This is a genomic window from bacterium, from assembly GCA_030652805.1.
Classification (GTDB): Bacteria; JAHJDO01; JAHJDO01; order JAHJDO01; family JAHJDO01; genus JAHJDO01.
Genome location: JAUSPT010000044.1, coordinates 41,873 through 55,606, shown reverse-complemented (window position 1 = coordinate 55,606; position 13,734 = coordinate 41,873). Strand labels below are relative to the sequence as shown.

Genomic DNA, 13,734 nt, shown 5'->3' with positions numbered 1-13,734 from the left:
AACTATGTCTTAAATCGTCTAATTCCTTCTGAAAATCTCTTTAACATTCTTTTTTCTACCTTTGATGTATGTTTCTGCCTTTTTTTATTCTCTATCTCTTTTTCTTTTTCCTTTAATTCTCCATTTTGCAGAACTCTTGTTTGTCTGAATCATTACATCTCAGGCATTACTTAAAAGACCCGTCTGAAGTGTTGTAAGTATATGCAATACCGTTAGGTCCTGTATAAGTATTAGTAGTTCTGGTCCACCCTGTAGTGATTGGTGTATCTAATACTGAGACAAAAAACGGATCAGTCGTATTAGCAGTTGTCCCTGCATAATCCAAGACATCCGGCCATGAAGCTGCGTCCGATCCTCCGTCTATTAGATTTCTAGCATGCCAGATACTGATTCCCGCTCTTACACCTCCAACTGTTCCCTTCTCAGAAGCATTCTTAGCATCTGTCTGCAAAGCGATATATTTAGGAACAGCTACCGCTGCCAGTATTCCGATGATCACGATTACCATGACAAGCTCAATCAGTGTAAATCCTTTGTCCACTTTAAGCATTTTTTTTAACATGTTTCTCACCTCCTCTTTTAGGATGCTATCACATCAACTTTTATTACGTCAAGCCTTTTTTGCATTTCGCACCCTGATTATATTAGAAGCAAAATACGTGCCAATTTAGCCAATTCCTTTTCCGCAAACCTATCTATGAATCAGGTGTTTTATCTTCTATTCCTATCTGAAACAGTAAAAATAAGAACCTGTTCTAATATGATACAGCCCATTTTTCTATCCTCCTCATTTCACAGCGCTCGCCAAATTCCACATAGGTAAAAATATTCCCATAGCTATAAACAAAACTATGACACCAAGAGCAACAGTGAGTATGGGCTCAATCAGAGTGGTTAAGTTTTTAACCATAGAGTTAATCTCCTGGTCGTAGTGCTGCTGGAGAGAATCCAGCATTTCGTCAAGATGCCCGGACCGCTCGCCTATAGCTACCATATGAGAAACAAGAGGCGGAAAAAACTTGCCTTCTAGAAGCGGCTCAGCAAGTCCTTTTCCTTCCGTAACTGAGGCGCTTAACTTATTTATTTCTTCAGCTATAACAACATTTCCCACAGTTGTTCCTACTATATCCAGAGTTTTAAGGATAGGCAGTCCAGACCTGTTTAAGGTAGCCAGCGTCTGGGCGAATCTGGACGCAGCAGTCTTGGTGGAAAGGGGACCGAATATAGGAAGTTTAAGCTTGATCCAGTCCCACTGATACCTCCCTCGTTCTGTCTGGATATATTTCCAGAGGCCGAATGCCAAAAAGAGAATAGACGGGACAATATAGAACCAATAGTGGCGGATGCCATAATCTATACCTATCAAAATCCTGGTAGGCAATGGGAGTGCTACTTTAGAAGCTGCGAAAACACTTGCAAACTTAGGGACAACCGTAGTAACCAGAACAAAGAATGCTATAGTTATTCCGACTATTACTATAATAGGATATCTGGTAGCTGCTTTTATATTTGCCTGGATTTCGCTCTCATGCTCCAGTAAGGCAGCCAGTCTGTTAAGGGACACGTCTAAGGTGCCCCCTGCCTCCCCTGAGAGGACTGTGCTTATATACAGCTTGGTAAAAACCTTTGGATGCAGGGAAAGAGCTCTTGAAAAAGGGCTCCCTTCCTGAATAGCCATATTTATTTCTCTTAAGATCTCTTTAAATTTTTCATTTTCCGATTCTGCTATCAAGGTGTTAAGACTCGCAATAATAGGCACTCCAGCGCGAATCATAGTGGCAAGCTGCCGAGTAAAGACCACCAGAGTTTTTCCCTTTATCTTTCCTCCTAATGAAAATTTGAATTTTGGTCCTTCTTTTTTCTTAACAAGGGATACTGTAATAGGAAGATTTCCCAGGGCTTCCAGTTGAGCTATAACCTGAGGCTCACTATCTGTGTCTAATCTGCCCGTGACAATCTCACCTTCTTTATTCCTGGCTCTGTATTGATAAGTCGGCATATTTAAAAGTTAGAAGTTAAAGTTAAAAAGTTAAAAGAATTCAAGTTCTTAAAGTTTCCTTTTTTTTAAAGTTAGGATGCTTGCTCCCAGAATATTTGCTATCTCACAGACCTCCTGTAATAAAGGCGCTATTACATTTTCTGTTACTTTTTTAGAATCTTTTAATAATCCAAGCCAATATTTAGTCTCATTGGCTGATTTTAAAGAGTAGCTATAAAAATTCGCAAAATCTTTTCTAGAGCTTCCAGCTTGGGCTTCAGTGATGTTAGCTCCTATAGAAGTTGCCGATCTTAATAGCTGCGCCCCTATGACTTGAGCAGAGTGTTGTTTAGGTAAGTTATCAACTAATTTAATTATTTTTAAAGAATACTGATAAGCTCGTTCTCTTAGGCTAGTTTTAGTCCGCAATTTCTCCACTTTGTCCTCTTCTTTTTACTTTTAAGTTTTAAGCTTTTACTTTCTTTCAAGCTTTTACTTTTCACATTTCACATTATTCCATATTTTTTGACTTTTCGATAAAATGTTGTCCTGCCAATTTTAAGTTTCTCGGCTGCTTGAGAAATATTCCCTTTAGTCAGAGACAGAATTTTAGAAATCGCTTCTTTCTCTATCTCTTCCAGGGAAGGTATGTCCGCATCCGACAAATTTAAGTAAAGGGAAGAAATATTTTCTTTTCTTATATTTATACAAGCGGGGAGATATTCCGGTTTTAATGTATCGCCGTCAGAGAGAATCATAGCCCTTTCAATAACATTCTCCAGTTCTCTGACATTTCCCCTCCAGTTATAATGGGTAAGCAGCTGCACAGTCTCAGGAAGAATGTGTTTAATTTTATGGTGATTATAACTATTAAGCCTGTCCACAATGTGTTGAATAAGCAGAGGTATGTCTTCTTTTCTTTCTCTTAAAGGATGAAGATATATTGGAAAAACATTTATCCGGTAGTATAAATCTTCCCTGAAATTTCCGTTTTGAACCTCTTTGTCCAGGTCTTTATTGGTAGCGGCTATAATTCGCACATCCACATTTATTTTTTTCCTGCCTCCTATTCTCATAAACTCTTTCTCTTCCATGACCCTTAATATTTTTACCTGCAGAGATGCGGACATTTCTCCAATCTCATCCAGGAATAGAGAGCCTTTATGCGCCAGCTCAAATTTACCCAATTTGCGCATTTTAGCATCGGTAAAAGAACCTTTTTCAAAACCAAAAAGCTCTGATTCCAGCAAAGTCTCTGGTATAGCTGAACAGTTTATAGAGATAAAAGGGCCCTCTTTACGGACGCCATTGAAGTGAATAGCCCTGGCAACCAGTTCCTTGCCTGTGCCTGATTCGCCATGAATAAGGACAGTAACATCATTATCTTTAACTTTTTCAATGGATTTAAATGTTTGTCGTATACTTGAAGATTTTCCTATAATCTCTCTGAATCCATATTTCTGCTGGATATGCTTTCTTAGGGGAGTGGAAGGGAAACCTCTAGATATCAAAGCTCTTTCTATACAGTCCTGCAGCTTTTCTTTATCAAAAGGTTTGGTAATATACCCGGATGGCTCCCATTTTTTAGCTATCTCTGCTAATTTGCTGTCTCCGTAAGCGGTCATAAATATCACAGGTAGTTTTTCATCAATATTTTTTATTCTCTTAAAAGTTTCTACGCCGTCTATGATAGGCATTGCTAAATCCAAAAGAACGACATCATATTTATTTAAAGCTATTTTCTCCAGAGCTGTAAAACCTGAGTTAGCAGTGTCTACTTCATAACCCAGGTTCTCAAGTCTTATATTAACAGCGCGGATGATATCTGATTCATCGTCTACAACTAAAATTTTTGCGACCGCCATCTTTATACCTCAAAAGTTAAAGTGCAAAAGTCAAAAGAAAAAAATTCCCTTATCTTTTACCTCTCTTTTAAGCTTTTACTTTTTACTTTTACGTTTTTATATCCCAAAATCCTTTATCACCTGCTGAACTAATTGCCCGCTTATTTCGTCCGCTTTTTTCCCGAAGCCGACAAGCATAGAAAGGTCACATATATGATTGATTCTTCTGGGAATACCACCTGAATGTTCCTGAATTACTGATATTGCCTCAGGAGTAAAAATAGGTTCTTCTCTCCCGGCAACTTTGAGCCTGTGTGTCATATACGCTGAAATCTCTTTTGTCTCTAATTTGTCCAGATGACATTTTATAGGCATTCTTTGTTCTAACTGTTTAATATTATATATCTTGTTTTTAAGTTCTGGCTGTCCGAATAGAAGCAGAGTCAGGAGAAATTTTCCTTCAGTCTGAAAATTGAGTAAGAGTCTCAACTCTTCAAACACCTTTGGGTCATCTATAATATGCGCTTCATCTACGATTATTATAGTCTTCTTTCCGTCCCTGTCGTTGTCTATCAGGACACCCTCCAGAATTTCCAGAAGTGAGTCTACCAAGAGCTCAGTTTTTTTATCAGGCAGCTTAGAAGAATTTAGGTTTCTTACTATAGAGCGCAGAAGATCAGGGAAGCTGAGCATGGGATTATCTATAAATGCAAAATTATACCTTTCCACACCCAGCTGCTGCATCAACGACTTACCAACAATAGTCTTTCCACAGCCGAATACACCCGTCATTACGGCTCCACCCATGTCTCCAGTCACTGCGTATGAGAGTTTCATTAAAGCATCTTCGTGCTGGGGGGAATAATACAGATATCTGGGATCAGGAGTGTTTTTAAAAGGCTTCTCCTCTACTTTCCAGTATTTTTCATACATCTTTACCTTTCCTTTGCAATCCAGGAGGTTATCTTATTCTCATATTCGTTCAGGTTTAAAGCTCTTCCCCAATTTGCAGATGGAGCTTTTTCTTCTGTTATTATCTTTCTTTCTTTTATTTCCTCTTTCTTTGCTTCCACCTTTTCTTCCTGGCTGACCTCCATAGGCGCCATCATATCAGCAGTCATCTGAGTAACCCGGGTAACTTCTTCTATAGTAGTAACACCCTGCAAAATCTTACTTATTCCATCTTCTCTTAACGGTTTCATTCCCTCTTTTTCCGCTTTTTTCCTAATAGCAGTAGACGATATTCCCTTAATTATTAACTCTCTTATTTCATCACTTACTCTTAGTAGTTCAAATAGACCGGCTCTTCCTTTATATCCTGTCTCTTTACATTCTTTACATCCTCTTCCTCGATGGAAAAGGTATGATTTATTTTCTTCTAATCCTAATCTGCGCAGAAGAACTCTGCTTGGTTTGTAGGACTCCTTGCATCTGGAACATATTCTCCGAACTAAACGTTGAGCTACCACTCCAATCACAGACCCGGCGATTAAGAAAGGCTCTATCCCCATGTTAACCAATCGAATTACTGCCCCTGGAGCGTCATTAGTATGAAGTGTGGAAAAGACCAAGTGCCCGGTAAGAGCGGCTTGAGAAGCAATGTCTGCTGTTTCATGGTCTCTGATCTCTCCAATCATAATAACATCAGGGTCCTGCCGTACTATAGATCGCAGACCATTGACAAAAGTAAGACCTGCTTTTGGATTTGCCTGAATCTGACGAATGAGACCGAGCCGGTATTCTACAGGGTCCTCAATAGTAACAATGTTTTTCTCCACGGTATTAATTCTGTTCAAAGCCGCATATAATGTGGTAGTCTTGCCGGAGCCGGTTGGGCCTGTAACCAAAACAGTACCCCATGGCTGGGATATTATCTCTTCAAATCTAGTCAGCATTTCAGGAGAAAAACCAAGTTCGTCCAGCCCGAGTAAAGCAGTAGCTGGATTTAAGACTCTAATAACTAAATTCTCTCCATAAATGGTAGGGACAGTGGAGATTCGGCAATCAATTTCTTTGCCTTCAAGTCTCTTTTTAAAATGACCATCCTGCGGGATACGGGTGGTAGCAATATCTAAGTTTGACAGAACTTTTAGCCGAGAGATAATAGCCAGTTCCAGATGTTTTGGCGGAGAGGGAACTTCATAGAGTATACCATCTATTCGGAAACGAATTCTTAAAGAATCTTCATCAGGTTCAATATGAATGTCACTGGCTCCATCTCTTGCAGCTTGAGTTAGAATAATATCTACTAACTTACTCACTGGAGTACTAGTTGCAACCTCGGTTAAGGATTCCGGGCTAATTTTAATGAGCTCCTCCACATCCTCTATAAGGGCAAGAGCTGCATCACCTTTTTCATAACTCCCTCTTATAGCTTCACGTATGTCGTCTTCTGTAGCCAGGCAGGCTTCTATTTCCAGATTAGTTTTCATTCTCACTTTATCTATAGCCGCCAGATTCGTAGGGTCTGCCATAGCTATAGTCAGAGTATTTTCTATTTTGAACAGGGGATAAATCAGGTGCTGAGTAGCATCTTCTCCATCTATCAGATTAATAACCTTCGGGTCCACAATATAATTGGACATGTCCACATAAGGAACATCTATTTCTTCAGCTATAATACTATACGCTTCTTCCTTGGTAACAAATCCCATCTCTATCAATACTTGAGACAGGGATAGTCTGCCCCTCTTTGCTCTTGATAAAGCCTCATCCAGTTGTTCTTCGGAAATTAGCCCTTTAGAGAGAAGACTCTGTCCCAGATTTTCTTGGTCCATTTTCATTCACCTCATTTTTTGGAAAGGAGACTTTTGATTTTTTCAAAAAGAAAAGGCCAATCAAATGGTTTTGTAATATATTCGTCAGTGCCATTCTCATATCCTTTTTTCACTGCATCCTCTGATGATTTGATACTGAGCATTAGGACAGGAATATGTTTATATTCAGGGTCAGCTTTTAAGCGATGGCAAGCTTCAAAACCGCTCATTTTTGGTAGAACGACATCCAGAATAATCAGGTCGGGAAATTCCTCTTTAGCCTTCTTCAGACCATCTTCACCATCTTTACTCATAATTACTCTGAAATTATGCTGCTTTAGTCTGATCTCCAGGGCTTTTCTCAGGTCTTCTTCGTCTTCTACTATCAGAATTTTCTCATTCATTCTTTCTCCTCACATGGTATGAATTTAGTTATTTTTTCCAAAAGGTCTGACCAGTCAAATGGTTTTGTAATATATTCATCAGTGCCTGTCTCCATGCCCAATCTCTTATCATCTTCCTCAACCCTGGCAGTAACCATTATTATAGGTATCTCTCTATACTTCTGGTCAAATTTAAGAAGACGGCACACCTTATACCCATCTATTTTGGGTAACATCAAGTCCAAAATAATAAGATCAGGTTTCTCCTGGCGGGCTTTTTTTAAAGCTTCCTCTCCATCATGAGCAATGCTCACCTCATAACCTGCTGCAGTTAACCTGATCGTCATAGCTTTGGTTAACTCCACTTCATCATCCACTACTAATATCTTTTTAGCCAATTTTAAATTTTTTCTCCTTACTGGTGCTCATGCAGCTTTTAATCAATTCTTCCGCTGTGCCGCCATCAGCCGGATAGGTTGCAATTCCTATTATTAAAGAAAGAGGGATGGGGAACTGCACAGCTTTTAACTCTTTTACCAGTCTCTCAGCTAAAGCAGAAGATTGTTTCACATTACTGTTGGGCAGTCCAATGAATAAACTACTGCCTTTTTGCAGAGGCCCGTAATCAACAGCCTTGCGTAGTTTTTCTTCAAGACTCTTTTTGATTCTTTTGATTATAATTCCCTCTTTCCCCAGTTTCTTTTCTATGCCGTGAATGTTTTCTACTTCTATACGTAGAATGCTAAATTCTCTTCCAATTACCCGGGAAAAATTAACATTATCTTCTACATATTCACTTAATCCCTTCATTTTATAACACGGAACGGTAAAACTAAAATCAGAACCTTTGCCTTTCCTGCTTTCTACCCAGATTTCGCCGCGATGCAGCTTAATAATTTCTTTACATATAGGCAAACCTAATCCTAATCCTTTAGCTCCAGGGCCCGGTTCTATACCAATCTGATAGAAAGTGGTAAAAATTCTTTCTGTATCTTCAGGAGGAATGCCCTCGCCATTATCAATAACAGAAACCTTAATACATTCTTTATCTTTTTTGGCCTTTACCTTAATTTTCCCGCCAGGCGGAGTATGTTTGATTGCGTTCTCTATTAAATTAGTTAAAACCTGCGTTATTCTATCCACATCTATGTAAGCGTATGGGAAATAGGCGGGAAAAGAAACTGCAGCTAAAGAGATATTTTCCTTGTCTGCATGGGGCTTTAGGAAGTAAACAGTCTGCTTAATGAGTCTCTTTATACTGGCGATTTCCAAATTAAGTTTAACTTTTCCTGCTTCTAACCGAGAAACATCAAGAAGAGTTGAGATGATCCTGCCTAATCTATTTATATTGTTATGAGTTATACCTAAATAATCTTTCTGGGTAGGATTCAACTCGCCTGCTAAACCATCCAGAAGAATAGAGATGAACTCTTTGATAGTGGTCAGAGGAGTACGTAACTCATGAGAGACATGGGATATCAGCTCTGACTGGAACTTCTCCCTCTCCTTCTGGGAGCTTACGTCAAAAACGGAAATTATAAATCCTGAATTCATATCTTTTTCGTCTATTGGCGCAAGCGCTGTTTTTATGACCTTTTCCCTTTCTTTTAATGGCAAAAATATTTTAAGTTCTTTGTTTATTGTCTTTTTCCCGGGTTCGTTCAATTCGCGAAATAAAGGAACAAATATCTCTTCCTGGAGTTTCCTGGATAAGTTCTCTTTAGGTCCTATTTCTAGTATTCTTCTAGCTGATGGGTTGAGAAATATGAAATTATAATTTTTATCAGCAACTATAATCCCTTCATCTATAATCGCATCTATTTTCTGGAGAAGGGCATCAGAGGAAAGTTCTTTAAATATCTTCAAATTTACTCTTCTAAATATTTTCTTATCTTACCTATTAATAGTTCGGAAGAATAGGGTTTGGTTATATACTCTTCTGCTCCAGCCTCCATGCCCGATATTTTATCTTCTTTCTCTGCTCTCACTGTCAGCATTATTACCGGTATATGTTTGTACTTGGCATCAAATTTGATAAGGCGGCATATTTTATAACCATTCATTTTAGGAAGCATAATATCCAAAATAATGAGATCAATGCGAGACTTTCGGATTTCTTTTAAAGCTTCATCTCCATCAGCAGCTAAAAGGACATCCCAGTTGTTATCCTCCAGCCGTATCTTGAGAGCTTTGCGAACATCCGGCTCGTCTTCTACCACCAGAATTTTCTTCTTCTCAGAAGTTTTTTCCTTTTTTAGAAGAGCCTCTCGAATCATTATAGCTGATTTATTAAATTCATATCCCTTAGGGGAGAATCCTGCTATTTTGAGATTTTCTTTCTCATCTACTAATTCCTGAGGAATATAATCAGATAACATTATTACAGGAATGTCTTCGTCTAAATCTCTTATTAACCGAAGAGTGTGAATCCCATCCATCCCTGGCATGTTCTCCTCCAACAGAATAAGAGCAGGCAGCGTTTCCGATATCTTATTTAAAGCAGCTCTCCCGGATGAAGCTATAGTTACTTCAAATCCCCAGCTTTCTAATTTTTCCTTCAAATATCTAGCTACATCAGGCGTGTTCTCTATCACCAGAATTTGTTTCTTTTTAACAATCATATTCAATATGTATCATAATAAAACAGTTGTGTCAAGATAGACTCGCTCGCACTCGCTAACTTCCAAGGGGCAAAGTCCCTTTGGAAAAATCGCACTTGCGATTTTTCTTGACAGCCGTAAAAAGCTAAGGTATATTCATTTCAGTAAGTAGACAAAAAAGTATACTTAATGAAATGAAATTTAAAGACTTATATAAAACACTGGAAGAATATAAGTACTACGTTTTTTCATACGAAGACATCCTGTCGTTTTACCAAGATGAAAAAAAATACAATCTTAAAAAGATGATTTTTAGATGGAAAAAGAAAGAATGGATTTATCCTTTAAAAAGGGGATTATACGAACTTACATACCCTAAAGACTTTAATATTCCTGATATGTATGTTGCTAATAAACTCTACAGCCCCTCTTATGTATCATTAGAAACCGCCTTATCCAATTACAGTATTATTCCAGAAGTTTCAATGGCAGTAACTTGTATTACTACGAAGCCAACGCGAACCTTTAAGAATAAACACGGTCTTTTTATGTACCGAACAATCAAACAAGATAAGTTCACAGGATATTATGTAGAAAAACATGGAGCTTTTGATATCCTTATCGCTGAACCTGAGAAAGCACTTATTGATTACTTATATCTCTACAATAAGAAATTGAACCTCAAAGATGAAAGATTAGACAAAGATGTGATTTCACAACTCAACAAGAAGAAACTAAATAAGTATGCAAAATTGTATGGGCTAAATTTAAAGGAGCAGTATGCTTACTTATGACTCTCTCATAGAACAAGCAAAATCCAGAGAAATGCCTCCTACGAAAATTAGGGGAATTCTAAGAGAATATCTTCAGATCCTCATTCTCAAGGAACTCTATAGAACTGAAGCAGGAAAGAAGCTTTATTTTACAGGAGGAACCTATTTAAGATTAGTTCGCAATACTAAAAGGTTCTCAGAAGATCTGGATTTTAACGCCAACAAAATAACAAAGGAAGAATTTGAGAATCTTTTGGGAAATGTAAAGCGAGAACTCAAAAGAACAGGATTAGAAAGCCATATAGTATTTACTCACTGGGGAAATGTGTATGTTTCAAAACTAATCTTTCCTAACGTAGAAAGAATGTACAGCGTTATATCAAAATATTCGAAGAAAAAAGGCATAATAATAAAAGTAGAAACAAATAACCCAAAATGGGAAATAAAAAATGAAACCCAAGTAATATCAGGTTTTGGCGAATTTTATCCCTGTATATGCACAGATAGAAGTGTTTTATTTGCAGATAAAATAGACGCGCTTACCAAAAAGAATAGAGGAAGGCACCTGTATGATATTATATTTATGCTTTCAAATAAATTCCCTATCAGTAAAAGTATCTTAAGATCTCTGGGTATAAAGAAAGATCCTTTAAAAGTTATATCAGATAAGGTGAAAAGTTTATCAAAAGAAGAATTGAAAAAGCAGGCGGAGATATTGAGACCTTTTCTTTTCGAGGAAAGTGAAGCGGATTTAATTGCAAACGCTCACAGTATAATCCCGCCACTGATAGAACAATATAGAGCATCTATCCAAGATAGAGGATAAATATGAACGAAATTATAACAACTTACCAGCCCGATAACTCTCTAAAACAGGGTTACCATTCTATCTTTAAAGAAATATTCTATGAGCTTAAGAAAAACAGATGGCTTACATGGCAGCTATTTAAAAGGGATTTTTTCTCCCTTTACAAGCAGTCATTTATTGGCGTTCTATGGGCATTGATAGTGCCTATCGTAAGTGTCGGAACATTCATTATATTAAACAGAGCAGGCATATTCAAAATCGGGGCGATTAGTGTCCCCTATCCTGTCTATGCAATACTTGGTATGGCTTTCTGGCAATTGTTCGCTACAGGATTAATCAATAGCTCAAACGCGCTTGTAAAAGCAGGCTCAATGATAGTGAAAATCAATTTCTCCAAGAAAGCTCTTGTAATTGCCTCATGGGCTCAGTCAATAATAGCGTTTTTAGTTCAATTAGTTCTCCTGTGTGTTTTATTCACATGGTATGGGATTTTACCAGGTATAGCAGCATTATGGGTTCCGCTTCTTATGCTTCCGTTAATATTATTGACATTAGGGCTGGGATTTATGCTATCTCTTCTAAATGGAATTATGCGGGATATTGGCAATATTCTTTCAATATTTGTAACATTTCTGATGTTTCTAACTCCTGTCTTGTATACAAAACCCAAAATAGGGATGCTTGCTTCAATTAGTAAATATAACCCTTTATACTATCTTGTTTCAGTGCCAAGAGAACTTGTATTGATGGGAACAATTTCCGAATGGAAAGGATTTATAATATCAAGCATCATATCAGTAATTGTTTTTGTCGCATGCCTGCTTGTATTTCATCTGACAGAGACAAGAGTTGCGGAAAGAATTTAAAAACAGTTATGAGTAATCGGTGATCAGTAATGAGTGAAGGGGAATTGGTGTGAAGACACATAAAGATTTAGATGTTTGGAAGAGTAGTATGAGTTTAGTTGAGGAAGTATATAACATCACACGAGAATATCCACAGGAAGAGAAATTTTCATTGATTAATCAAATTAGAAGGGCATCTGTTTCTGTTCCAAGTAATATTGCTGAGGGTGCGGCAAGAAATTCAACAAAAGAATTTATTCAGTTTCTATATATCGCACTTGGTTCCCTTTCAGAATTGGAAACACAATTACTTTTATCTCAAAGATTGGGATATCTATCTGATAAGAAAGAAATTTTTGCAAATGTTGAACAGATAAGACGAATGCTTTTAGGCTTAATAAAATTCTTAAAAGGAAAACCCTCATGACCCATCCCTCATCACCCATTACCCATAACCCATCACTCGTTACCGCCGATACAGCCATCAGAGTTGAGCATGTTTCAAAAAAGTACTGCAAATCCCTAAAACGCTCCATGCTTTATGGTATGAAAGATATCGCAAAGAATACACTTGGATTGAGTTCGCACTCTGAGAAATTACGAAAGGATGAATTCTGGGCATTAAATGATATTTCTTTTGAAGTAAAAAAAGGAGAAACTCTCGGAATTATCGGGCCTAACGGTTCAGGGAAAACTACACTGCTTAAGCTTCTAAATGGTATTTTCTGGCCGGATAAAGGCAAAATAACTGTCAGAGGCAGAGTTGGCGCTCTTATAGCAGTAGGGGCAGGTTTTCATCCGATGCTTACAGGCAGGGAAAATATCTATATCAATGGTGCAATTCTTGGAATGGGTAAAAAAGAAATTGATGAAAAATTTGATGAGATTGTCGCATTTGCAGATATCGGCGATTTTCTTGACACACCGGTAAAATTTTATTCATCTGGCATGTTTGTAAGACTAGGCTTTGCCATCGCAGTCCATTGCGAGCCGGATATTCTGTTGGTGGATGAAGTGCTGGCGGTAGGGGACTTCAACTTTCAAGATAAATGTGTAAAGAAGATCGATGAGTTCAGAAAAGAAGAAAAAACCATTGTGATTGTCTCACATGATAAAGAAAGGATTAGAAATCTATGTTCTGAAGCAGTATGCTTACATCGAGGCAAGATAGTTTCCTATGGTGACACGAATGAGGTATTAGACTATTACTATGCATATATTAAGCAGGAAAAAACTGATAAGATAATTGGCGAAAGATTGTACAAAGAAGGAAAAAAGAGAATTAAAAAAAAGTTAGAAATAGTTGAGGTAGCAACTTGTGATGAAGATAGAAATCAAAAAGGCATCTTTGATTGTGGCGACCCCATGACCGTTAGAGTAAAAATAAAGGCTAACAGGTCTATTGATAATTCAATAGTGGCATGCCAGATTTACCGAGAAGATGGCATTCTTATTCATGGAGCAAGTACCTATCGATTAGATTTAACCCTCAATGTCAACAAGGGTAAAAGCACAACTGTGGAATTCCATTACGAAAAACTCAATATTTTGGAAGGAAATTATTACTTAAAGGTTTTTCTGATGGGACATTGGCTTTCTCCTATGAGATACGACGAAATTGAGCAGGCCTGTTTTTTTATTGTCAAGAGTGAATTGGCCAAGAGTGGATTGGCCAAGAGCGAAGGCTTGGCATATATACCTTGCAAAATAACAGGCGATCATGTTAAAAAGTCAAGCAAAATCTAAT

Annotated in this window: 15 protein-coding genes; 5 read left to right on the top strand and 10 right to left on the bottom strand. The window is 37.7% G+C overall.

Annotated elements, in window-relative coordinates; all coding sequences use genetic code 11:
• Positions 1-166: 166 nt before the first annotated feature.
• From Q7J67_04995 to Q7J67_04950, 10 genes are all read right to left on the bottom strand, one after another.
• A complete protein-coding gene (locus tag Q7J67_04995; protein ID MDO9464636.1) occupies positions 167-562 on the bottom strand; it encodes a prepilin-type N-terminal cleavage/methylation domain-containing protein in 396 nt (131 codons plus the stop codon).
• A gap of 225 nt (positions 563-787) precedes the next feature.
• Positions 788-1,999, bottom strand: a complete 1,212-nt coding sequence (locus Q7J67_04990; protein ID MDO9464635.1) for a type II secretion system F family protein — start codon at positions 1,997-1,999, stop codon at positions 788-790.
• Positions 2,000-2,047: 48 nt separating this feature from the next.
• On the bottom strand, positions 2,048-2,416 hold the full coding sequence (locus Q7J67_04985) for a four helix bundle protein (GenBank protein ID MDO9464634.1): 369 nt from the start codon (positions 2,414-2,416) through the stop codon (positions 2,048-2,050).
• A 68-nt stretch (positions 2,417-2,484) separates the two neighbouring features.
• Positions 2,485-3,843, bottom strand: coding sequence for a sigma-54 dependent transcriptional regulator (locus Q7J67_04980; GenBank protein ID MDO9464633.1), 1,359 nt, complete (start codon positions 3,841-3,843; stop codon positions 2,485-2,487).
• A 96-nt stretch (positions 3,844-3,939) separates the two neighbouring features.
• Positions 3,940-4,755 carry an AAA family ATPase gene (locus Q7J67_04975; GenBank protein MDO9464632.1) on the bottom strand — a complete coding sequence of 272 codons (816 nt, stop codon included), beginning with the start codon at positions 4,753-4,755 and terminating at the stop codon, positions 3,940-3,942.
• A gap of 2 nt (positions 4,756-4,757) precedes the next feature.
• Positions 4,758-6,599, bottom strand: coding sequence for an ATPase, T2SS/T4P/T4SS family (locus Q7J67_04970; GenBank protein ID MDO9464631.1), 1,842 nt, complete (start codon positions 6,597-6,599; stop codon positions 4,758-4,760).
• A gap of 11 nt (positions 6,600-6,610) precedes the next feature.
• Positions 6,611-6,982, bottom strand: a complete 372-nt coding sequence (locus Q7J67_04965; protein ID MDO9464630.1) for a response regulator — start codon at positions 6,980-6,982, stop codon at positions 6,611-6,613.
• Positions 6,979-7,359 (bottom strand): response regulator, encoded by a 381-nt coding sequence (locus Q7J67_04960; GenBank protein MDO9464629.1) that lies wholly within the window; start codon positions 7,357-7,359, stop codon positions 6,979-6,981. Before Q7J67_04960 ends, Q7J67_04965 begins: the two co-directional genes overlap by 4 nt.
• Positions 7,352-8,827, bottom strand: a complete 1,476-nt coding sequence (locus Q7J67_04955) for an ATP-binding protein (GenBank protein ID MDO9464628.1) — start codon at positions 8,825-8,827, stop codon at positions 7,352-7,354. Before Q7J67_04955 ends, Q7J67_04960 begins: the two co-directional genes overlap by 8 nt.
• Positions 8,828-8,829: 2 nt before the next feature.
• Positions 8,830-9,582, bottom strand: coding sequence for a response regulator (locus Q7J67_04950; GenBank protein ID MDO9464627.1), 753 nt, complete (start codon positions 9,580-9,582; stop codon positions 8,830-8,832).
• A 173-nt stretch (positions 9,583-9,755) separates the two neighbouring features.
• Here Q7J67_04950 and Q7J67_04945 point away from each other — a divergent pair, with 173 nt between their 5' ends.
• The 5 genes from Q7J67_04945 to Q7J67_04925 are packed head-to-tail and all read left to right on the top strand — an operon-like array spanning position 9,756 to position 13,733.
• On the top strand, positions 9,756-10,355 hold the full coding sequence (locus Q7J67_04945; GenBank protein ID MDO9464626.1) for a hypothetical protein: 600 nt from the start codon (positions 9,756-9,758) through the stop codon (positions 10,353-10,355).
• Positions 10,342-11,160 carry a nucleotidyl transferase AbiEii/AbiGii toxin family protein gene (locus Q7J67_04940; GenBank protein MDO9464625.1) on the top strand — a complete coding sequence of 273 codons (819 nt, stop codon included), beginning with the start codon at positions 10,342-10,344 and terminating at the stop codon, positions 11,158-11,160. The genes Q7J67_04945 and Q7J67_04940 overlap by 14 nt, the downstream gene beginning before the upstream one ends.
• Positions 11,161-11,162: 2 nt before the next feature.
• Complete coding sequence (locus tag Q7J67_04935) at positions 11,163-12,008, top strand: ABC transporter permease (protein ID MDO9464624.1); 846 nt, start codon at positions 11,163-11,165, stop codon at positions 12,006-12,008.
• Positions 12,009-12,057: 49 nt separating this feature from the next.
• Positions 12,058-12,414, top strand: coding sequence for a four helix bundle protein (locus tag Q7J67_04930; GenBank protein MDO9464623.1), 357 nt, complete (start codon positions 12,058-12,060; stop codon positions 12,412-12,414).
• Positions 12,411-13,733: an ABC transporter ATP-binding protein gene (locus tag Q7J67_04925; GenBank protein ID MDO9464622.1), complete on the top strand. Its 1,323-nt coding sequence runs from the start codon at positions 12,411-12,413 to the stop codon at positions 13,731-13,733. Before Q7J67_04930 ends, Q7J67_04925 begins: the two co-directional genes overlap by 4 nt.
• The last annotated feature ends 1 nt before the right edge of the window (position 13,734 follow it).

What these genes read in the sequence shown, in the direction of transcription:
- Q7J67_04995 (MDO9464636.1), bottom strand. Translation starts at nt 562, where the DNA reads ATGTTAAAAAAAATGCTTAAAGTGGACAAAGGATTTACACTGATTGAG.
- Q7J67_04990 (MDO9464635.1), bottom strand. Translation starts at nt 1,999, where the DNA reads ATGCCGACTTATCAATACAGAGCCAGGAATAAAGAAGGTGAGATTGTC.
- Q7J67_04980 (MDO9464633.1), bottom strand. Translation starts at nt 3,843, where the DNA reads ATGGCGGTCGCAAAAATTTTAGTTGTAGACGATGAATCAGATATCATC.
- Q7J67_04975 (MDO9464632.1), bottom strand. Translation starts at nt 4,755, where the DNA reads ATGTATGAAAAATACTGGAAAGTAGAGGAGAAGCCTTTTAAAAACACT.
- Q7J67_04970 (MDO9464631.1), bottom strand. Translation starts at nt 6,599, where the DNA reads ATGGACCAAGAAAATCTGGGACAGAGTCTTCTCTCTAAAGGGCTAATT.
- Q7J67_04965 (MDO9464630.1), bottom strand. Translation starts at nt 6,982, where the DNA reads ATGAATGAGAAAATTCTGATAGTAGAAGACGAAGAAGACCTGAGAAAA.
- Q7J67_04950 (MDO9464627.1), bottom strand. Translation starts at nt 9,582, where the DNA reads ATGATTGTTAAAAAGAAACAAATTCTGGTGATAGAGAACACGCCTGAT.
- Q7J67_04945 (MDO9464626.1), top strand. Translation starts at nt 9,756, where the DNA reads ATGAAATTTAAAGACTTATATAAAACACTGGAAGAATATAAGTACTAC.
- Q7J67_04940 (MDO9464625.1), top strand. Translation starts at nt 10,342, where the DNA reads ATGCTTACTTATGACTCTCTCATAGAACAAGCAAAATCCAGAGAAATG.
- Q7J67_04935 (MDO9464624.1), top strand. Translation starts at nt 11,163, where the DNA reads ATGAACGAAATTATAACAACTTACCAGCCCGATAACTCTCTAAAACAG.
- Q7J67_04925 (MDO9464622.1), top strand. Translation starts at nt 12,411, where the DNA reads ATGACCCATCCCTCATCACCCATTACCCATAACCCATCACTCGTTACC.